The sequence below is a fragment of the Neobacillus sp. GCM10023253 genome, assembly GCF_042653105.1.
GTDB classification, from domain to species: Bacteria; Bacillota; Bacilli; order Bacillales; family Cytobacillaceae; genus Neobacillus; species Neobacillus citreus.
In genome coordinates this window covers 52,158-72,625 of record NZ_JBHSHV010000016.1, presented here as the reverse complement: position 1 = coordinate 72,625, position 20,468 = coordinate 52,158, and the positions used below count along the sequence as shown (strand labels likewise).

Below are 20,468 nucleotides of genomic sequence, written 5' to 3'. Positions count from 1 at the left end.
AATTTATTTTCAATCCCAAATTATTGCTTTACAACTGATTCTTCTTTTTTATTAACCTCAGTATATACCTTTGTTGGCAGACCCCAAAGCTTAATGAAACCAACTGCTGCATTATGATCAAAAGCATCGCCTTTTGTATAAGTAGCAAGCTCTTCATTGTAAAGGCTATGAACGGATTTACGGCCGACAACCGTATGGTTACCCTTATGAAGCTTCACGCGGATGGTTCCGGAAACAACCTTTTGAGTTTCGTCGATAAACGCATCAAGCGCTGGTTTTAATGGTGAATACCAAAGACCTTCATAAATGATTTTCGCCATTTGCTGGTCTACCTGTGTTTTGAATTGAGTTACTTCACGTGGTAATGTCAAGAACTCCAATTCTTTGTGAGCATTGATTAAAATAAGTGCTGCTGGGTTTTCGTATACTTCACGGGATTTAATCCCTACTAATCTATTTTCGATGTGGTCGATACGGCCGACACCATGTTTGCCGCCAAGGGCATTTAATGTTTCGATCAATTGAACAAGCGGTAAAGTTTCACCATTAAGGGCTACAGGAACACCTTGTTCAAATTCGATTTCAATATATTCAGCCTGATCTGGAGCTAATTCAATTGGGTTGGTCCAATCGTATGCTGCCTCAGGAGCTTCTGCCCAAGGATCCTCGAGAACTCCTGCTTCGCAGGCACGGCCCCAAATGTTGGCGTCAATTGAGAATGGATTGTCTAAATCAACTGGAATCGGAATCCCATGCTCCTGTGCATAGGCGATTTCTTCATCACGGGTCATACCCCATTCACGAACTGGTGCAACCACCTTTAGACTTGGGTTTAAGGCTTGCACGGAAACTTCAAAGCGGACTTGGTCGTTTCCTTTACCAGTACAACCATGGGCCACCGCTGCTGCTCCTTCCTGCTCCGCTACATCAACCAATAATTTTGAAATTAATGGTCTTGATAGCGCAGAGGATAGTGGGTACTTGCCTTCATATAAGCAGTTAGCTTTTAATGCAGGGATAATATAATCCTTTGCTAGCATTTCTTTAGCATCTACCATGATAGCTTTAATAGCGCCAACATTTAATGCCTTATTTTTAATAGCTTCCAAGTCTTTTCCTTCGCCGACATCAAGTCCTAGCGCGATGACATCATAGCCATATTTTTCTTGGATCCATTTAACCGAAACTGATGTATCTAAACCGCCTGAATAGGCTAATACGATTTTTTCCTTTGCCATTTTAAACGCTCCTTACATTACTGTGTATTTAAATTCATTCAACGGTATTATTATACAACAAATTTCAAAAAAAGAAAGTCTATTTCTCTAGTAAAAGTTTTAAAATTGCTTTTTGTGCATGAAGACGGTTCTCTGCTTCATCAAAAACAACGGAATGAGGGCCATCGATAATTTCTGCAGTTACCTCTTCGCCGCGGTGTGCAGGCAGACAATGTAAGAAAAGATAGTCGTCTTTTGCCAGCTTGCATAGTTCTGTATTCACTTGATAGCTTTGGAATGCCTCAAGGCGTTTTGCCGTTTCTTCTTCCTGCCCCATGCTGGTCCAAACATCTGTTACGATCACATCTGCATCTTTAACCGCTTCCTGTGGATTGTTTGTAATTGTAACGGTACTTCCTGTTTGTTGCCCAAACTTGAGGGCTCTTTCGGTAATTTTCTCATTTGGCATATATCCGGACGGGCTGGCGATGCTGATATCCATGCCTACTTTTGCAGCACCTTCCATTAATGAATGAGCCATATTGTTATTTCCGTCGCCCACATAGGCAAGCTTTAAGCCCGCTAATTTCCCTTTATTCTCTAAAATGGTTAATAAATCGGCCAGGACCTGTGTCGGGTGCTGCAGGTCAGTTAAGCCGTTAATAACCGGAACGGTCGCATGCTCTGCTAATTCTTCAACCGTCTCGTGTGCAAACGTACGAATCATAATGCCGTCGACATAGCGCGATAAGACCTTTGCTGTGTCAGAAATGCTTTCCCCGCGGCCAATCTGGATATCTCTTGAACTTAAGAAAATCGCATGCCCGCCTAGCTGCAGCATTCCTACCTCAAAGGATACTCTTGTACGTGTAGATGATTTTTCAAAAATCATTCCCAGGACCTTGCCGCCCAAATGCGGGTGCGGCTTCCCTTGCTTTTGCTGGGCCTTTAATTCCTGGGCCACTTCCAGCATATAAAGAATTTCTTCTGTTGTATAATCAGCCAGCTGAAGGAAATCCTTCCCCTTCAGCTGTAATTTATTTGAATTTAATTTAACGGCTTCTAACATGAACCGCACCTTCCTTTTCCAATTGATAAAACTCACTTACAGTATGAACTGTAAAATCTGCTGCCACCGTTTTTTGCAAGTCGAGGATTGCTTTCACCGTATCAAGATGGGTGTACACCGGCACCTTATAGCGGATCGCCTGCTCGCGGATATAAAAGCCAAATTTCTGTTTGTTCCGTCCTTGATTTGGCATATTGATTACAGCTTTCATGTTTTGCTTTTTGAACAGGTCATTCACATCCTGGTCGTTTTTCACAACAGTCTCGACAACGATGCCATTGGCTGCTAAAAAGGCTGCAGTGCCTTCTGTTGCGGCAAGCTTCCATTTTCCTGCAAGCTCTTTTAGAATTGGCAGGCTTCCTGCTTTCTCACGGTCAGAAATGGAGCATAACAGGTAATCTTCTCCGGCCGTTCCACCTATGGAAGGAAGTGCCTTATTGAGAGCCTCCTGGAAAGTTCCACCCATACCAAGCACCTCACCGGTTGACTTCATTTCCGGACCAAGCACATGGTCAACACCCTTTAACTTGCTTGATGAAAAAATTGGTGCTTTTACGGAATAGTATGCCGGTTCAGGAAGCAAACCTGTTGTTTGACTAACATCCTTAAGAGTCTCTCCTAATTGAACTCGTACGGCCCATTCAATCATTGGAACGCCCGTAACCTTGCTGATAATCGGCACCGTTCTTGACGAACGCGGATTCACTTCCAAACAATAGACGATATTTTCATAGACGACGAATTGGATATTCATCATGCCGATGATGGAGGTCGCCTTGGCAATTTTGGCACCGTACTCGATTAGCGTCTCTTTCGTATCTGCTGTTAACGAAATCGGCGGGAATACGGAGATACTGTCACCGGAGTGGACCCCTGCTTTTTCAATATGTTCAAATATTCCAGGAACGACAATATCGTTACCGTCACTGATAACATCAATTTCACACTCTAATCCTGGCATATATTTATCTACTAATAATGGCCACATTTTTTCGTTTGAATTTTTTTCAAGCTGCTGAATGTAACCAATTAATTCTTCCTCTGAAAAAATGGTAAACATGGACTGTCCGCCGATTACGTAAGACGGTCTTACAAGTACCGGGTAACCAAGGTTTGTTGCCGCATTGAGCAATTCCTTAGCATTTTCAGCTGTTTTCCCTTCGATATGCGGAATTTCTAGTTCCTCTAAGAGCTGATAAAATTCTTTTCGATCTTCGAGTTGATCGACATGTTTTACAGAAGTTCCTAAAATTTTGACTCCCTCTGCTTCTAACTCATGGGCAAGATTAATAGCTGTCTGCCCGCCGAACTGAATCAGGACGCCTTCAATCTGTTCTTTTTCAATCACATGCAGAACATCCTCGGCAGCAAGAGGTTCAAAGTAAAGGCTGTCGGCAACGGAGTAATCCGTACTGACTGTTTCCGGGTTATTATTGATAACAACCGCCTGATAGCCTTTTTTCTTGATAGCCTTAGCGGCGTGTACAGAACAATAATCGAATTCGATTCCCTGACCGATTCGGATTGGACCTGAACCGATGACAAGGATTTTCGGCAAATCTTCAGCTTCCACCTCATCAAAGCCGTGCCAAGTAGAGTAATAATATGGCGTTACGGCGTCAAATTCTGCGGAGCAGGTATCAACCATCTTATAGCCTGGTTTCAGGTTTAGTTCTTTACGCTTGCTTCTAATTTCTTTTTCAGGAACACCATAGATTTGCGACAATAGCTTATCACCAACATTGGTGCGCTTGGCTTTCTTCAGGAGTGTGTCAGGCACTTCGTTCCATTGGAAACTAGCCAATTCCTTTTCCAGGGCCACGATAGAGCTAATTTTGTGTAAAAACCACGGGTCAATCTGAGTTAGCTGCTGTACCTGTTCAAGCGTCATGCCTCTTCGGAATGCTTCGGCAATGATAAACAGGCGCTGATCATTGGCCGTTTCCAAAAGCTGTACCAGGGCAGTTTCTTCTAAAGCTTGATTTGCTTCTTTGCAAAGACCGTATACATTCATTTCCATCGAGCGGATTGCCTTGTTTAGGGCACCTTCAAAAGTACGGTCAATCGCCATGACTTCGCCGGTAGCTTTCATTTGCGTCCCTAGTGTCCGGTCTGCTTCCGGGAACTTATCAAACGGGAAGCGCGGCAGTTTTACCACAATATAATCAATTGCCGGTTCAAACGAGGCAAAGGTATTGCCTGTTATCGGATTCACAATCTCATCCAAGTGATAGCCAATTGCACATTTGGCCGCCATCCTTGCAATCGGATAACCGGTTGCTTTGGAGGCGAGTGCCGATGAACGGCTGACCCTTGGATTTACTTCGATGATGTAATATTCGTTGGATTCCGGATGGAGTGCGAACTGAATGTTGCAGCCCCCGATAATCTCTAATTCTCTGATAACCTTTATAGAAACGTCACGGAGCATTTGATACTGAACATCTGTTAATGTTTGTGAAGGAGCAACGACAATCGAGTCGCCTGTATGAACGCCGACTGGGTCCATGTTTTCCATATTACAAACGATGATACATGTATCATTGGCATCCCGCATGACCTCATATTCAATTTCCTTCCAGCCCTTGATGCTTTTTTCCACTAATACTTGATGAATCGGGCTGGCTGCCAAACCTTTCTTCAAAACGATCTCAAGGTCTTCTTCGTTATAGGCAAAACCGCCGCCATCTCCACCGAGCGTATAGGCAGGGCGGATAATAACTGGATAGCCGATTTCGTTAACGAATGCAAGGCCTTCGTCGTACGTGTGAATGATCGCTGATTCCGGAATCGGTTCGCCGATTTGCAGCATCAAGTTCCGGAACTTCTCGCGATCCTCGCCGTTTTTGATGGAGGCAACCGAAGTTCCAAGAAGCTCCACATTATATTTTTCAAGAATTTTTTGCTCAAATAATTCAACGGTTAAGTTCAAGCCTGTTTGCCCGCCTAGGGTACCAATGACCCCGTCAGGTTTTTCCTTTTGAATGATTTTTTCAATCGTTTCTACATTAAGGGGTTCAATATATACCTTATCGGCAACTGCCTCGTCTGTCATGATGGTCGCCGGGTTGTTATTGATGAGGACAACCTCAAGTCCCTCTTCCTTCAGGGCGATACACGCCTGCGTTCCTGCATAATCAAATTCTGCAGCCTGCCCGATGACAATCGGGCCTGATCCGATGACTAGTACTTTTTTCAGGTTTTTATTTAATGGCATAACGTGTCTCTCCCACTGAAGCAATCTTGCTTACGAATTCTGTTAAAATATAAGCGGTGTCGCTTGGTCCCGGGTGTGCTTCCGGATGAAATTGCACGGTTTGAATTTGATAGTTTTTATGTGTTAGTCCTTCAATGGACTTGTCATTCACATTTCGGTAGGTGACATTGAATACCTTTTCGTCGATGCTGTTGTCGACGACTACGTAGCCATGGTTCTGGGCGGTGATTTTTACCTTTCCGGTCATTAATTCTTTTACCGGGTGATTGCCGCCGCGATGACCATAGGCAAGCTTTTCTGTTTTAGCTCCGTAAGCAAGGGCAATAAGCTGGTGTCCCAGGCAAATGCCTAGTGTTGGATAGTTCTGGCTGATTTTCTTGATTTCCGGGAACCATTTTTGCAATGACATCGGGTCCCCAGGGCCGTTGCTGATGAGGACACCATCCGGATCTAAAGATTTAATTTTTTCAAAAGGTGTGTTGTAAGGAACAACCGTTACCGCGCAATTTTCTGCTAAAAGAGCGGTAAGAATTGATTTTTTATAACCGAAATCCATTAAGACCACATGCGGGCCATTGTTTTTGAAAAATTGCACCTTTTTCGTGGATACTTGGTCTACCCATAATGGTGCTTTTTCTTCTTTCGTGAAGCTTGCTTCAGCCTTTTTGCTGATGAAGCCCTTAACGGTACCGCGGCTGCGGATTGTTTTGACTAGAAGTCTTGTATCGACATTCACGATTCCGGGAACACCGGCCTGTTTTAGTTTGTCGGAAAACTTTTGAAAGGATTGATAATGACTCGGTGTTTCACATAAGTCACCAATGACAACCCCCGCAAGTGCCGGTGAAATACTTTCATCATCCAAGGCGTTGATTCCATAGTTTCCGATAATTGGATAGCAAAATGTAATGATTTGTCCAGCGTAGGACGGGTCAGTGATAATTTCCTGATAGCCGGTCATGCTTGTATTAAAAACTACTTCCCCGAGAGATTCCTTATTTGCGCCGATTAGCACACCTTCAAATACTTCTCCCGTTTCCAAAGTAAGATATCCCTGTTCCAACTTACCTCACTCGCCTTTCTCTAAACTTTGGAACGCCTTTTCCAGTTTTATAATAAATTCGTTGATTTCGTCTTTTGTAACAGTTAACGGCGGCAGAATTCTAACCACATTCGGGCCTGCTGTTAAAATTAACAGCTGGTTCTCGATGGCTTTTTTGACTATCGCTGAAGCATCAGTGTCAACGACCAAGCCTTTTAAAAGCCCTTTGCCGCGGGTTTCTTTAATAAACGCGTATTTTGTTGACAGGTTCTCAAGCTGTTGATCGAGATACTCTGCCATTTTGTTCGCGCTGGTAAGTATGTCGTTTTCAAGTATATGTGTAACGGTTGCCAGCCCTGCTGCTGTTGCCAGCGGGTTGCCGCCAAATGTGCTGCCGTGGCTGCCTGGTTCAAATCCTTTTGCCGCTTCTTCCTTGGCAATAATGGCGCCGATTGGGAATCCAGAGCCAAGACCTTTAGCAACGCTGATAACATCCGGTTCAATGTTGTATTGTTGGTAGGCAAAAAGGGTTCCTGTACGGCCGATGCCGGTTTGGATTTCGTCAACCATCAGAAGAATCCCGTTTTCCTTACAAATCTGGTCGAGCTTTTGTACCCATTCCGGGTAGGCTGGAATAACGCCGCCCTCACCTTGGACAAGTTCGAGAAGAACAGCGGCTGGCTTTAATTCGCCAAGCTCTTCAAGTGCTTCCATGTCGTTGTAAGGCAGGTAGCTGAAACCTGGCATCAATGGCGCAAAGCCGTTTTGAATTTTTTCCTGACCGGTTGCCGTTAAGGTCGCTAATGTTCGGCCGTGGAAGGATTGCTTGAAGGTCACGACTGTCGATGAGCCGCTCCCTTTTACTTTGTTTGCGTATCTTCTTGCCAACTTAATCGCTGCCTCGTTTGCTTCCGCTCCGCTGTTGCAGAAAAACACTTGATCGCCGCAGCTGTTGGCTGCAAGGAGTGCTGCCAGTTTTTCTTGGTTTGGAATATTGTATAAATTTGAACAGTGCCAAAGATTTTGCAGCTGTTCTTCGAGTGTTTCTTTTATAGCATCCGGTACATGGCCCAGGTTGCAGGTTGCGATCCCGGAGGTAAAATCTAAATATTTTGTGCCTTTATCGTCCCAGACGTAGCTTCCTTTGCCTTTTTCGAGAGTGACAGGGAAACGTCCGTAGGTTGGCATTACCGGTGAAAGTTGAGAGACGGTATTATTGGCTGTCATTACGCTTTCTCCTCTTCTAAAACAATTTTTGTTCCTGTATTTTTTCCGTTCACGTAATCTAGTAAGCTGCTTTTTTCAAAACCGTTGATGATGGCCACTTCACTAATGTTATGGACAAGTCCATCGATGGCTGCTTTTACCTTTGGAATCATTCCGCCGTAAATGGTTTTGTTTTCGATTAATTCTTCGATAATTGCTTTAGAAACTTTATCAAGCTTCTTCTTGGCTCCATCTTCTTCGACCAGGATTCCTGGGATGTCGCTGATAAAGCAAAGGTTAGCCTGGAGCGCCTTGGCGATGGCAGACGCCGCGATATCGCCATTGATGTTGTAGCGCTGGCCGTTTGCGTCAATTCCGATTGGAGAAATGACTGGGATATAGCCTTGACTGACGATTCCCTCAATCACATTTTTATTTACTTCAACAACTTCCCCGACGAATCCAAGGGTTTGGGCGTCTGCTGTTGGTTCAGCTTTTAACAAGCTGCCATCTACGCCGCTGACACCAAATGCGGTGCCGCCGACTTCGGCGATATTTCTAACAACCTGCTTATTGACCATGCCGCTTAATACCATTTCCACGATGTCAAGGACATCATGGTTGGTTACTCGAAGTCCGTTCACAAATTTAGTTTCTATATTTAAACTTTTTAATAGTTGATTGATTAATGGGCCGCCGCCATGGACAATAACCGGAGTCCATTCGCCTGCTTCCTTCATTTTTATAATATCTTCATAAAATGACCTTGGCAGATTTTCTAACACACTTCCGCCACACTTAATGACTAAGTATTTCATTTTCAAAAAGCCTCCTTAAGTGCGGTAGGATGCGTTGATTTTTACGTAATCATAAGTTAAGTCGCATCCCCAGGCGGTTGCACTGCTATTTCCTTGGTTTAACTCTACAAAAATTTGTACTGTTTCTTGTTCTAGGTAACTCTTTGCTTCTGCTTCATCAAACGGACAAGGCAGCCCGTTTTCAAATACAGGAATGGAGCCTAATGAAACCTTTACCAAGTTTGGTTCAACAGGGACACCGCTGTACCCAATTGCCGTCACAATTCTTCCCCAGTTGGCATCTGTTCCGTAGATCGCTGTTTTTACAAGGTTAGAAGAAATAATCGATTTCCCAACTGCTCTCGCATCTTCTGCCTTCAAAGCACCATTTACTTGAACCTCAACAAGCTTTGTTGCCCCTTCACCGTCACGGGCAATTTTTTTAGCAAGGGTTTCACTGACAACTTTTAATCCGTTTACGAATATATCCCAATCTGGATGGTCTTTGGTAAGCTGGTCATTTCCAGCTAATCCATTTGCCATGACCAGAACCATGTCATTCGTACTTGTATCACCATCAACTGTAATCATATTGAAAGTTTGGTTGGTAACTTCTCTAAGTGCTGATAAAAGATCTTCATGGGCAATGTTTGCATCCGTTGTGACAAAGCCAAGCATGGTTGCCATGTTTGGATGGATCATGCCGGAGCCTTTTGCTGCCCCGCCGATGCTGACAGTTTTGCCGTCAATTGTAAACTGAACGGCTACGTGCTTTGCGCAAGTGTCGGTAGTTAGGATTGCCTGCAGGAAGTTCTCCTCTGCTTCAAACTCGGGTTGAAGGATTTGACTAATTCCTGTCGTTATCTTATCCATTGGCAGTAATTCGCCAATCACTCCTGTTGAAGTGACGGAGACTAGGTGCTCTTGAATATTTAATTGACCTGCAAACTCCTTTTGCATCTGGTAAGCGTCTTGAATCCCTTGCTCCCCTGTGCAGGCGTTGGCGTTACCAGAATTGACAATGATTGCTTGAGTCTTTCTTTCTTTTGAGATGCTTTCTTGTGTTACTAATAATGGAGCCGCTTGGAATAAGTTGGTTGTATATACTCCAGCCACATCAGCGGGAACCTCTGACACAATATAGGCCAAATCAAGTTTTTTTCTTTTCACTCCGCAGTGCATTCCGCCTGCTTTGTATCCCTGTGGTAATGTTATTCCTGCATTTTCTAAAATAATGATTTCATTGGTTGATGTTGCTTGTGTCAATGTCATTTCCCCCTTTATGGTTCCCTTGTTCGTATTCAATCAAACTAGTTAACTATCAATTTATTATGGATACATCGGGATATCTTGAAGACCTGCCCGCTCATCCCAGCCGTTCATTATATTTGCATTTTGGATTGCTTGCCCTGCCGCCCCTTTTACTAAGTTGTCAATAACGGATATGATGGTCAGGCGGTTGGTCCGTGGGTCAACATGCAGGCCGATATCGCAATAGTTGCTTCCCCAAACTTCTTTAGTTGCTGGCACTTTTCCGACTGGCCTTACCCTTACAAATGGTTTATTTTTATAAAATTCATCATATATTTGATGAACATCTTCGGTAGTAACCTTTTCTTTTAGTTTCAAATAAATGGAACACATAATTCCTCGAGTCATTGGCACCAAATGTGTTGCAAAAGAAATCGTTATTGGTTGGCCGCTTTCGTCTGTAAGGACCTGTTCGATCTCCGGAATGTGCTGATGTGCGCCTAGTTTATATGCCTTTAGGTTTTCATTGATTTCGGCGTAATGGCTGGTGAGAGAAAGTCCCCGTCCTGCTCCGCTTACACCCGACTTTGCGTCAATTATGATAGAATCGCTGTCTGCAAGGTTTGATTTCAAGATAGGAATTAATCCCAGCGTAGATGCTGTTGGATAGCAGCCTGGATTCGAAATTAGGTTCGCATTTTTAATATTTTCTCCATAAATTTCACTTAAGCCATATACCGCTTCATTCAAATAATTTTCAGGTGCCGGTGAATGCTTATACCAAGTTTCATATACTTCCGGTGACCTCAACCTGAAATCTCCAGATAGGTCGATACATTTTATACCAGTCTCCTTCAATTGAGGGACAAGGTTACTGCTGACACCGGATGGCGTAGCTAAAAATACAATCTCATTTTCTTTAGCAATATTTTGAACATCAAACTTTTCCAAGGGTTGTTCTATAATCTCCGACAAATGCGGATAGCTTTCACTAAAGTTACTTCCTGCTTGAGAGTTAGAAATAACTGAACCAACCTCCAAATATGGATGCTTTTGGATTAATCTAATTAGCTCGATTGCTCCATATCCTGTTCCACCAATAATCGCTGCTTTCAATTCTTTCAACTCCTAAGTACCGTTAATAATGAATTATTATACATCCATATATATAATTATTCAATGCAAAAATCACATATTTTTCAGATTTAATTCTATTTTCAGGTATAAATCTGTGTAAACGCTTTCAATTTTTCTTAAATAAATATACAACTATTTATGCAATAATCCATAAAAAAAAGCCCATAAAGGGCCTGATACTATGTATTCTATTTATTGATTTAACAAGTTTAACATAGTTCTTAATTCATTAACCGCAATTTGTCCGGGGGCAGAACCAACCTTTGCCGCACCGAAAGTCAGTGCCGAACCAAATCCGGCTACACGAGTGATGGCCCCTTTTTGGCCCATCGAAATGGTAATAAACGGTCTGTCTGCATATTTTTCATACATTGTATTTGTTGCATCTAACATTGTAAGTACATCTTCATTTGTTTTAGGCATTACGGCAATTTTCGGGAGGTCCCCTCCAAGTTCCTGTGCCCTGCGTAAGCGTGATACAATTTCTTCCTTTGGGGGGGTTTTTTCAAAATCATGGTTGGAAACAATCACTAAAACATTGTGTGAATGAGCAACGTTAATTAGTGTTTTAACATCCTTTTCTTCATTAAATAACTCCACATCAACCAAATCAACCTTGCCAGTCTGCGAGATTTCCATATTTAAATTGATGTAATCTGCGTGGCTGATTTCCCTTTCTCCACCTTCCTTCGCACTTCGGAAAGTAAAGATTAAGGGGGTGTCAGTTAATACACTACGAATATTGTTAAGTGCCTCTTTTACTTGCAAGATGTCCTCTACCTGCTCGAAATAGTCAACCCGCCATTCTACAAGGTCAAGGTCTAATGTCTTTAGCAGTCTGGCTTCTTCCATTAATTGGGGTGTTGTTCTCCCTACCATTGGTACACATATTTTAGGTGCACCTTCACCTAACGTTAACCCCTTAACTTTAATTGTTCTCTTCATTACTTACACCTTCTCTAAAATTTCATCGGCAATTTGCTCAGGAGATTTGTTATCAGTACTAATTTTTAATTGATGGTTAGAATAAATTTCTCTTCTATTATTATAAAGTTGTTCCATTTCTTCGATTGTTTTTCCATGCAGGACTGGGCGGCTGTCAATGATAAGGTCTAACCGTTCTTTCCAGCATTCAAAAGAAATATCAAGTAAAATGACTGTAGCCTTGGATAAACAGACCGTGCGTATATCTTCTTGAAGAAAGGCACCGCCGCCTAACGAGAGAACTAGGTTCTTTTCTTCATTTAAGCTAGTGATTAGGCTTTTTTCCTTTTCTCTAAAAACCTTTTCGCCATATACTTTAAATATTTGCGAAGGGGGCATTTTGAATTCCTCTTCAATTAATTCATCTGTATCAATAAATTGCCGATTTAGTTTCTCTGCAACAAGTTTTCCTACAGTTGTTTTTCCTGCTCCCATAAATCCGATAAAAATGATGTTTTTATTTTCTGTGTTTTGGCGTACCGTCAAAATTTTCAACTCCTATCTTAGATGCGTAGGACATTTTCAACCTGTTCCATCTTGATTTTGTCCTCCATCGTCTCTATGAAGGATATTTTCAATCGAATAACTTCGTCTTAGCCCTTCATCCTATTATGAAAGATATTTTACCAAAACACCACAAGAAACTTAAATATTCTGCAAACTCATAAACTAGCACCCCAACAGAAAAGAGACCCCTCTAGGAGCCTCCCACGTTATTGTTTCATCTTCGGATCAAGCACATCGCGCAACCCGTCCCCCATCAGGTTAAAACCTAATACAGTCAGCATAATCGCGATACCTGGGAAGAACAATGTCCACGGTGCTTGGGTAATATAGTTCTTAGAATCAGCGAGCATTTTCCCCCATTCAGGCTCTGGCGGTTGGGCGCCTAACCCTAGGAAACCAAGAGCAGCCGCTTCAATAATCGCAGTTGCAATCGCCAAGGTTGCTTGGACAATGACCGGGGAAATACTGTTCGGCAAAATATGCCTCAACAGAATCCGGGAATCCTTCATCCCGATAGCCCTGGCTGCCATGATATACTCCTCCTGCTTGACGCTCAACACCTTCGAACGAACTAGTCGGCCAAAGTTTGGGATATTGATTACCGCAATCGCGATAAGAGCATTTCGTAAAGACGGTCCCAAAATAGACACTACTGCAATCGCTAATAGAATACTAGGAAACGCCAGCATAACATCAAAAACCCTTGAAATGATGGCATCCACCCAGCGGCCGTAATAACCGGCAACAATACCAAGTAGAGTTCCAACTACTACAGATCCTAATACGGAAAAGAATCCAACCCATAAAGAAATTCGCGCACCATATAAAATCCTTGAAAAAATGTCCCGGCCAAAGTCATCCGTGCCAAACCAATGCTTACTTGACGGGGCCTGCATCCGGTCGGCCAAAACTTGTTCTTTGAATCCGTATGGCGCCACCCAAGGAGCAATAAACGCAATAACAATAAAAAATAGCACGATACCCAAGCCAACCACGGCCAGTTTATTTTTATAGAAAGATTGCAGTGCTTCCTTCCATGGAGGTGTCAGCTTTTCTTCAGCAGGTACCACCGGGATATCTGCTGTATTTTTAGCAAGTTCAGCCACATTAACTCCCCCCTACTTATTGTATTTAATCCGTGGATCAACAAAGACATACATTAAATCCACAATTAAGTTAATCAATACGAAAATGGCGGCGATAAGCAAAATTCCTGACTGGATAACTGGATAATCTCGATACGCAATCGCGTCATATAGGTATCGTCCGATTCCCGGCCAGCCAAAGATTGTTTCTGTTAAAATTGCCCCTCCCAAGAGGAGACCAGTTTGCAAACCGATAACCGTTAAAACAGGAATAATGGCATTTTTTAAAGAATGTTTGTAAACTACCCAGAACATCCTTAAGCCTTTCGCACGTGCTGTACGAACGTAATCCGAGCGCATGACCTCAAGCATGGTGGCGCGCGTCATCCGCGCAATGATTGCCATTGGAATTGTCGCCAGTGCAAGGCTTGGAAGAATTAAATGCTGAACAACAGTCCAAAATTGATCGAATCTCCCCTGCAGCAAGGTATCAATTAAATAAAGATTCGTAATCGCTGTGATGGGATCCCTAACATTCTCCCTGCCAGTAGTAGGCAGCCAGCCTAATTCAATCGAAAAAGCCCACTGCTCCATTAGACCGAGCCAGAAAATCGGCATTGAAACACCTACTAGGGCAAGAACCATTGCCACATAATCAAACCATGATTTAGAGAACCAGGCGCTGATGATTCCTGCGTTTACGCCGACAATGACAGCGATAATCATCGCAACCAGAGTCAATTCAAATGTTGCCGCTAGATATGGCCAAATCTCCACGTTGATTGGGCCTCTAGTTCTCAAAGAGGTACCTAAATCCCCTTGAAAAAGCTGGCCAATATAATCGAAATATTGTATGTACCAAGGCCTGTCCAACCCTAATTCCCTTGTTAACGTTGCAATCGCTTCAGCAGTAGCCCTTTGTCCAAGGATCACCTGGGCAGGATTCCCTGGAATCGCATGGATAATCGCAAACACCACGAGCGTCATCCCGAATAAAACAGGGATTAAGGAAAGAATTCGGCGAACTGTGTAAGTAAACATTTGTTTCACCTCTTTTTTTCAAAAGTTCTTTTCTAAAAGATTGCTGTTTCGTTAATTCGCTAATAGAACCTCGAAATTCGCTAATAAAATGCATTAATTCGCTAATAGAACTCAAAAATTCGCTAATAGAGTGTAGTTTTACACCTTTTTCGATCCCTTAAATACGGCAAACTGTACCTTTTGTTGATAAAAGGGGAGGAAAAAAACTCCCTCCCCCATTCAAGATGGATTATTTAAAGTACACTTTTGTCAGAGCTTCAGAACCAGTTGGGTGCGGCAGATAGTCTGCTACATCCTTAGCTGCTGCTAACAGCGGTGTTGAGTGAACAAGCGGTACCCATGGAGCGTCTTCATGAATGATTTCCTGTGCTTTCTTGTAAAGCTCGTTACGCTTAGCTTGTTCTGTTTCGGTCTGCGCTGCAATCAATACATCATGAAGCTCGTCATTGCTGTATTGAGAGTAGTTGTTGCTGCCGATGCTGTCTTTATCAAGCAATGTGTATAAGAAGTTATCAGGGTCACCATTGTCACCAGTCCAGCCAAGCATGAACATGTCAAACTCGCCCTTAGCGGCCTTATCTAGGTAAGTAGCCCAGTCAACAGATTGAATCTTCGCTTTAACATTGATTTTCGCTAAGTCTGCTTGGATAACCTCTGCAACTTTTTGTGCTTCAGGCATATAAGGACGTGCTACAGGCATTGCCCATAGGTCGATTTCAAAGCCTTTCTCATAGCCTGCTTCTTTCAATAATGCTTTTGCTTTTTCTAAATCGTAATCATAATCCTTGATGCTATCGTTATAGCCTTCAATGGAAGGAGGCATAGGGTTCTTCGCTGCAAGAGCCTTTCCGCCGTAGAATGCTTTGATAATATCTTTCTTATTAACTGCATGGTTAATTGCTTGACGGACAAGCTTGTTATCAAATGGCTTACGAGTAGTTGTTAAGCCTAGGTAACCAACGTTCATAGATGGACGCTCAATTACTTGAAGCTTGTCATTTCCTTTAACTGTTGCTTCGTCAGAATTGTTCAAGCCATCCATAACATCGATTTCGCCATTAGCAAGAGCGTTTAGACGTGCAGTGTTTTCCGGAATAACACGGAAGACTACTTTGTTTAACTTAGGAAGACCCTTTTGCCAGTAGTCAGGGTTCTTTTCAAGTGTAATCGTGTCGTTTTGCTTCCACTCTACGAATTTGAATGGACCTGTTCCAACCGGATTTTTTCTAAAGTCGTCGCCGTATTTTTTCACAGCCGTTGGGCTTGCGATACCGAATGGAGACATGGCCAGGTTCTTTAAGAATGGAGCCTGTGGTCTTTTTAAAACAAATTGTACTGTGTGCTCGTCAACTGCTTTCACTTCTTTAATGACGTGCCCTTCGTCAGCTTTATAGCCGCCAAACATTGTGTAGTACGGGAATTTATCTTCGTTCCCGTTCATCCAGCGGTCAAAGTTAAAGACAACAGCGTCTGCATTGAAGTCAGTTCCGTCGTGGAATTTTACACCTTGGCGTAAATTGAAGGTATAAGTTAATCCATCATCGGATACTGTCCACTTTTCAGCAAGGCCAGGATTTACAGTCGTATCTTGGTCACCATACTGCAAAAGCGTTTCAAAAATATTCTCAGTCACTTTGAAGGCTTCCCCTTCAGTTGTAGTGATTGGGTCTAAGGATGTGGAGTCACCGCCACGGCCATAGACTAGCGTATCTTTTGCTGAACCGCCGCTAGTAGCAGGCTCTTTCTTGCCGCCTGTTTCTTTGGTCGTTTCGCCGCCGCAGCCTGCTAAGAACATGCTGAGGGCCAATAAGGAAATCAACAGCAATTTAATTGACTTTTTGCTCATAAGCGTTTTTTTACCCCCTAAAGCTTTTTTATTTATCATCAATGCCGCCTATTACTTGTTATACAAATGACAGGCAACAAAATGACCATTAAGATTGTGTTCTATTGGTCTAGTAGTTTTACAAATATCCATGCACTCCCCGCATCTTGTGTGGAAAGCACAGCCTGATGGCGGATTTGCCGGGCTTGGCAGTTCACCTTCTATTAAAATAGTCTTCTTTTTGACATCCGGGTCCGGAATCGGGACTGCGGACAGCAATGCTTTCGTATAGGGATGCTTTGGATTTTCATAGAGTTCCTCACTATCAGCTAACTCTATCAATCTTCCTAAATACATCACGCCAACGCGGTCGCTGATATGGCGAACCACACCTAGGTCATGAGCGATAAATATGTAGGTTAACTGGAACTCCTTTTGGATGTCCTTCATCAGGTTCAGGACCTGTGCTTGAATCGAAACATCGAGTGCGGATACCGGTTCGTCGGCAATAATCAGCTTTGGCTTTGTCATCAATGCTCTAGCGATGCCAATCCGCTGGCGCTGCCCGCCGCTGAATTGATGCGGATAGCGTTTCGCATGATAGCTGCTCAAGCCTACAACCTCAAGCATTTCCTTAACACGTTTTTGGCGTTCCGTTTTTGTTCCAATTCCGTGCACAATTAATGGCTCTTCAAGAATTTGCTCTACCGAATGCCGAGGGTTCAATGAAGCATAGGGATCCTGGAAAACCATCTGGATATCGCGGCGAACCTTTCTTAATTCAGATTTCGACATACTTGTAATCTCTTTATCTTCAAAAACAATTTTTCCATCACTAGCTTCAATTAAGCGCATAAGCAAGCGGCCGGTCGTTGATTTGCCACAGCCGGATTCGCCTACGATGCCTAAAGTTTCACCTTTTTTCACATAAAAAGAAACATCATCAACGGCCTTTACTTCCCCTTGTTTTTTTCCAAAAAGTCCGCCGGTGATTGGAAAGTACTTTTTTAAACCATTAACCTCAAGAAGTAACTCCGACATGATTGTCACTCTCCTCTTTCAATGTATGTAGGAAACAGCGCACTTCATGTCCGTCTTTTTCCGATTTAAATAATTGTGGAGAATCGGTATGGCATTGATCAAACGCTTCCGCACATCTGGCGGCGAAGCGGCAGCCATTGGTAACAGTGTCTGGGACCGGAACCGTTCCTGGAATGCTGTAGAGTCGTTCTTTCTTGCCTCTCAAGTCCGGGACCGATTTCAATAATCCTTTTGTGTAGGGATGCTGCGGGTCTTTTAGAATTCTTCTGACATCGCCCTGCTCAACGATTTGTCCGGCATACATGACGACGACACGTTCACATATTTCTGCGACTACGCCCAAATCATGAGTAATAAGGATGATGGATGTTTTCGTTTTTTCATTTAAATTCTTCATTAAGGCAAGGATTTGTGCCTGAATGGTGACGTCAAGTGCCGTTGTCGGCTCGTCCGCAATCAGGACTCTTGGGTTGCAGGCCATCGCCATGGCGATCATCACCCGCTGCCGCATGCCGCCTGATAATTGATGCGGATGTTCTTTTAAAATCCCTTCCGCTCTTGGTATTCCAACTAGCTTAAGTAATTCAATGCTTCGGACTCTTGCCTCTGCCTTAGAGAGGTCCGTATGTAAACGAATGGCTTCCATCAACTGATTCCCGATGGTAAACAGTGGGTTTAAGGACGTCATCGGCTCCTGAAAAATCATCGAGATTTGGTTGCCGCGGATTTTCCGCCACTCTTTTTCTGTTAAATTCGTTAAATCAGTTCCATTAAAAATAATTTCGCCCTTTTCAATTTTTCCTGGCGGTGATGGAATTAAGCCCATCGTTGCTAAGGAGGTGACACTTTTACCGCTGCCGGATTCCCCTACAATTCCTAGGATTTCGCCTTCCTTAAGTTCAAAACTAATCCCATCCACTGCAGGTAAGAGCTTTTTTCCGGATTGGAAGGATACTTTTAAATCGTTTATTCGAAGAATGGAATTTTGATCCATACTAAACACCTGCCTGACTAGACTATTATTTTCAAATGAATAGCATTCTGAAATATTATAATATAATAAATTTTAAAATTATTATGACATAAATCACCCTGTAAGCGCTATCTAAAAATGTCATTTGGGGGAAAATTTTTTAAATGAGGAAAAAATAGGGATAATACTTTAAAGCGTTAAAGTGGCAAAAAACGCAGAAAATGGCAATTTAATCCGTTAACGTAAAGAGGCCAGGCCCTTGCGTTCTCTTATATTACGCAGTGTTGGCCTGACCTCAATGGTTAGTTATTTTTTATACCAGTATATATTTGAATAGCATCTCTTAGAAACTCGGCCGTTCCCGGCTGGTCTTTATCATAGTAGGCTTTGAATCTTTCATCGTCGACGTACATTTGCGCCAATCCCGCATGGGCTTCTTTACTGTATTCCTTCCAGTAATAGGTGAGCCAGCGCTTATGGAGGTCTGCTGCTTTCTGTGCCAACTCTCCTGCCGGATTGCCAGTTTTCATAGCCTCCGCTAAGGTGGTTTTAATTTCCTCGCCTAACGCGGTGACCTCTTGATACTGCTCCTCGGTCATCTTCATGACCTTGGCATTCGATTGATTGACCACATCATCGCCATACTGGGCGCGAACTTCCTTTCCATATTTTTTCTCATTTTCATCTATCATTTTCTTCTTGAAGCCTTCGAATTTTTCTTTATTAGACATCTTGAATCTCCCTTCTGTCATCGCGATTGTCTTTTCAACATTCGCGATTAACAAGTCTAATTGTTCCCGCTTTTCGAGGAGCTTTTGGCGATGTTCCATGAGTGCTGCGGCACCATCGAAGGAAGGGTCCGTTACAATCTCCATGATTTGGTCGAGACTAACACCTAACTCCCGGTAAAACAGAATTTGCTGAAGCCGATCCACTTCTGCCTGCCCGTATATTCGGTAGCCTGATGAATTGATTCGTGCCGGCTTAAGAATCCCTATTTCATCATAATACCTTAGCGTCCGGGTGCTAATCCCTGCCAAACTCGCAAGCTTTTGCACCGTATATTCCATTCCTCTCACCTCCTCACCAACAACGATACACCTTAACGCAACGTCAATGTCAATCACTAGTATGCCTATATTTTTTAAAAATTTCTTTGCACAAATTGTCGAGCAGTTTTAATAATAATTGGTTCTTTCTCCCTTTATAATGAGAGGGTGATTGTACTATTTTTAGAGGTTGAAAGGGGAAAGCAAAGATGGCTAAATTAGTTGTTATTTATGATCAACCGAAGGATCAAGAAGGTTTCGAAAACTATTATTTCAATGTTCATATTCCTTTAGCAGAAAAACTGCCTAATATCACAGGTGCGGAGGTTCACCGCGTTTTGCAAAAGCAAAATACGAGCGATAACCAATACCTTCTTGCAGAACTTCATTTTGAAAACCCAGCCATTCTAGCTCAGTCATTAGCATCCCCTGAGGGCCGTGAAGTCCAGGCAGACGTGGCCAATATGATGCAATTTCTGAATAAGCCCCCAGTTGTTTTAATCGTGGATTAATTAATAGGGATATTAGCAAGCAGCAGGCACCAGTGCCTGCTGTTTTTTCATTCCAGAGAAACTATCTGTCATGGTTTGTCCCCATTATTGCATATGTATTACAAAGGGGGCGGACAAAAATGCATACTTCATTTTCAACTATGAATCTACTGCGCTATTCAGTCGCATACGTGTTTATCATCTCGGGTTTAATGAAACTGCTTAACACTGATTTAGCAAACTATTTTTTGAGCCTGGGCCTGCCATATCCTCAGCTCATGTTGAAGCTTGTCATCCTTCTAGAAATAGGCTGCGGGGCTTTAATCCTAGCGGGTAAAGCTGTAAAAAATGCCGTCATCCCCTTAATCGCAATTATGATAGCCGCTATTTTATTAACGAAGCTGCCTACAATTAACACAGGGCTTTTGCAATTCGCTTTTAACGCCCGCTTAGACATCGTCATGTTAGTTCTATTAATCGCTTTATACAAACGAAATCCGTAAAGATCAAAAACACAGGCCCGACAGCGGACCTGT

General features: G+C 42.9%; 18 protein-coding genes. 2 read left to right on the top strand and 16 right to left on the bottom strand.

The genetic code is table 11. The features are described 5' to 3' along the window. Positions 1-20 precede the first annotated feature (20 nt). From ACFPA1_RS20335 to ACFPA1_RS20260, 16 genes are all read right to left on the bottom strand, one after another. Positions 21-1,238, bottom strand: coding sequence for an argininosuccinate synthase (locus tag ACFPA1_RS20335; protein WP_213146686.1), 1,218 nt, complete (start codon positions 1,236-1,238; stop codon positions 21-23). Between the two features lie 79 nt (positions 1,239-1,317). Next, entirely contained in the window at positions 1,318-2,286 is a 969-nt protein-coding gene (gene argF / locus ACFPA1_RS20330; protein WP_378585039.1) for an ornithine carbamoyltransferase, read from the bottom strand. Continuing rightward, on the bottom strand, positions 2,270-5,503 hold the full coding sequence (gene carB, locus ACFPA1_RS20325) for a carbamoyl-phosphate synthase (glutamine-hydrolyzing) large subunit (protein WP_213146684.1): 3,234 nt from the start codon (positions 5,501-5,503) through the stop codon (positions 2,270-2,272). The genes argF and carB overlap by 17 nt, the downstream gene beginning before the upstream one ends. After that, positions 5,490-6,566 carry a carbamoyl phosphate synthase small subunit gene (locus ACFPA1_RS20320; protein WP_213146683.1) on the bottom strand — a complete coding sequence of 359 codons (1,077 nt, stop codon included), beginning with the start codon at positions 6,564-6,566 and terminating at the stop codon, positions 5,490-5,492. The genes carB and ACFPA1_RS20320 overlap by 14 nt, the downstream gene beginning before the upstream one ends. A gap of 6 nt (positions 6,567-6,572) precedes the next feature. Next, positions 6,573-7,772 carry an acetylornithine transaminase gene (locus tag ACFPA1_RS20315; protein ID WP_378585037.1) on the bottom strand — a complete coding sequence of 400 codons (1,200 nt, stop codon included), beginning with the start codon at positions 7,770-7,772 and terminating at the stop codon, positions 6,573-6,575. Next, complete coding sequence (gene argB / locus ACFPA1_RS20310; RefSeq protein ID WP_378585035.1) at positions 7,772-8,569, bottom strand: acetylglutamate kinase; 798 nt, start codon at positions 8,567-8,569, stop codon at positions 7,772-7,774. The genes ACFPA1_RS20315 and argB overlap by 1 nt, the downstream gene beginning before the upstream one ends. Before the next feature lie 15 nt (positions 8,570-8,584). Continuing rightward, complete coding sequence (gene argJ, locus ACFPA1_RS20305; protein WP_378585033.1) at positions 8,585-9,820, bottom strand: bifunctional ornithine acetyltransferase/N-acetylglutamate synthase; 1,236 nt, start codon at positions 9,818-9,820, stop codon at positions 8,585-8,587. 57 nt (positions 9,821-9,877) lie between these two features. Further along, on the bottom strand, positions 9,878-10,915 hold the full coding sequence (gene argC, locus ACFPA1_RS20300) for an N-acetyl-gamma-glutamyl-phosphate reductase (RefSeq protein ID WP_213146679.1): 1,038 nt from the start codon (positions 10,913-10,915) through the stop codon (positions 9,878-9,880). Between the two features lie 213 nt (positions 10,916-11,128). Continuing rightward, complete coding sequence (gene aroD / locus ACFPA1_RS20295) at positions 11,129-11,881, bottom strand: type I 3-dehydroquinate dehydratase (protein ID WP_213146678.1); 753 nt, start codon at positions 11,879-11,881, stop codon at positions 11,129-11,131. Positions 11,882-11,884: 3 nt separating this feature from the next. Beyond that, on the bottom strand, positions 11,885-12,355 hold the full coding sequence (locus ACFPA1_RS20290) for a shikimate kinase (protein WP_213146777.1): 471 nt from the start codon (positions 12,353-12,355) through the stop codon (positions 11,885-11,887). Positions 12,356-12,633: 278 nt separating this feature from the next. After that, a complete protein-coding gene (gene nikC / locus ACFPA1_RS20285; RefSeq protein ID WP_378585031.1) occupies positions 12,634-13,533 on the bottom strand; it encodes a nickel transporter permease in 900 nt (299 codons plus the stop codon). A 12-nt stretch (positions 13,534-13,545) separates the two neighbouring features. After that, complete coding sequence (locus ACFPA1_RS20280; protein WP_213146676.1) at positions 13,546-14,553, bottom strand: ABC transporter permease; 1,008 nt, start codon at positions 14,551-14,553, stop codon at positions 13,546-13,548. Between the two features lie 229 nt (positions 14,554-14,782). After that, complete coding sequence (locus ACFPA1_RS20275; protein WP_213146776.1) at positions 14,783-16,399, bottom strand: ABC transporter substrate-binding protein; 1,617 nt, start codon at positions 16,397-16,399, stop codon at positions 14,783-14,785. Between the two features lie 51 nt (positions 16,400-16,450). Continuing rightward, positions 16,451-17,419, bottom strand: a complete 969-nt coding sequence (locus ACFPA1_RS20270) for an ABC transporter ATP-binding protein (protein WP_213146675.1) — start codon at positions 17,417-17,419, stop codon at positions 16,451-16,453. Then, positions 17,400-18,413: an ABC transporter ATP-binding protein gene (locus tag ACFPA1_RS20265; protein ID WP_378585028.1), complete on the bottom strand. Its 1,014-nt coding sequence runs from the start codon at positions 18,411-18,413 to the stop codon at positions 17,400-17,402. The genes ACFPA1_RS20270 and ACFPA1_RS20265 overlap by 20 nt, the downstream gene beginning before the upstream one ends. Before the next feature lie 281 nt (positions 18,414-18,694). Beyond that, on the bottom strand, positions 18,695-19,462 hold the full coding sequence (locus ACFPA1_RS20260; RefSeq protein WP_378585026.1) for a MerR family transcriptional regulator: 768 nt from the start codon (positions 19,460-19,462) through the stop codon (positions 18,695-18,697). 188 nt (positions 19,463-19,650) lie between these two features. Here ACFPA1_RS20260 and ACFPA1_RS20255 point away from each other — a divergent pair, with 188 nt between their 5' ends. Both ACFPA1_RS20255 and ACFPA1_RS20250 read left to right on the top strand, forming a co-directional pair. Then, entirely contained in the window at positions 19,651-19,953 is a 303-nt protein-coding gene (locus tag ACFPA1_RS20255; protein WP_213146672.1) for an EthD family reductase, read from the top strand. A 119-nt stretch (positions 19,954-20,072) separates the two neighbouring features. Further along, positions 20,073-20,435, top strand: coding sequence for a DoxX family protein (locus ACFPA1_RS20250; RefSeq protein ID WP_213146671.1), 363 nt, complete (start codon positions 20,073-20,075; stop codon positions 20,433-20,435). The last annotated feature ends 33 nt before the right edge of the window (positions 20,436-20,468 follow it).

Coding starts and splice junctions, on each gene's coding strand:
- ACFPA1_RS20335 (WP_213146686.1), bottom strand. CDS start 1,238: ATGGCAAAGGAAAAAATCGTATTAGCCTATTCAGGCGGTTTAGATACA.
- argF (WP_378585039.1), bottom strand. CDS start 2,286: ATGTTAGAAGCCGTTAAATTAAATTCAAATAAATTACAGCTGAAGGGG.
- carB (WP_213146684.1), bottom strand. CDS start 5,503: ATGCCATTAAATAAAAACCTGAAAAAAGTACTAGTCATCGGATCAGGC.
- ACFPA1_RS20315 (WP_378585037.1), bottom strand. CDS start 7,772: ATGACAGCCAATAATACCGTCTCTCAACTTTCACCGGTAATGCCAACC.
- argB (WP_378585035.1), bottom strand. CDS start 8,569: ATGAAATACTTAGTCATTAAGTGTGGCGGAAGTGTGTTAGAAAATCTG.
- argJ (WP_378585033.1), bottom strand. CDS start 9,820: ATGACATTGACACAAGCAACATCAACCAATGAAATCATTATTTTAGAA.
- aroD (WP_213146678.1), bottom strand. CDS start 11,881: ATGAAGAGAACAATTAAAGTTAAGGGGTTAACGTTAGGTGAAGGTGCA.
- ACFPA1_RS20290 (WP_213146777.1), bottom strand. CDS start 12,355: ATGGGAGCAGGAAAAACAACTGTAGGAAAACTTGTTGCAGAGAAACTA.
- ACFPA1_RS20280 (WP_213146676.1), bottom strand. CDS start 14,553: ATGTTTACTTACACAGTTCGCCGAATTCTTTCCTTAATCCCTGTTTTA.
- ACFPA1_RS20275 (WP_213146776.1), bottom strand. CDS start 16,399: ATGAGCAAAAAGTCAATTAAATTGCTGTTGATTTCCTTATTGGCCCTC.
- ACFPA1_RS20270 (WP_213146675.1), bottom strand. CDS start 17,419: ATGTCGGAGTTACTTCTTGAGGTTAATGGTTTAAAAAAGTACTTTCCA.
- ACFPA1_RS20265 (WP_378585028.1), bottom strand. CDS start 18,413: ATGGATCAAAATTCCATTCTTCGAATAAACGATTTAAAAGTATCCTTC.
- ACFPA1_RS20260 (WP_378585026.1), bottom strand. CDS start 19,462: ATGGAATATACGGTGCAAAAGCTTGCGAGTTTGGCAGGGATTAGCACC.
- ACFPA1_RS20255 (WP_213146672.1), top strand. CDS start 19,651: ATGGCTAAATTAGTTGTTATTTATGATCAACCGAAGGATCAAGAAGGT.
- ACFPA1_RS20250 (WP_213146671.1), top strand. CDS start 20,073: ATGCATACTTCATTTTCAACTATGAATCTACTGCGCTATTCAGTCGCA.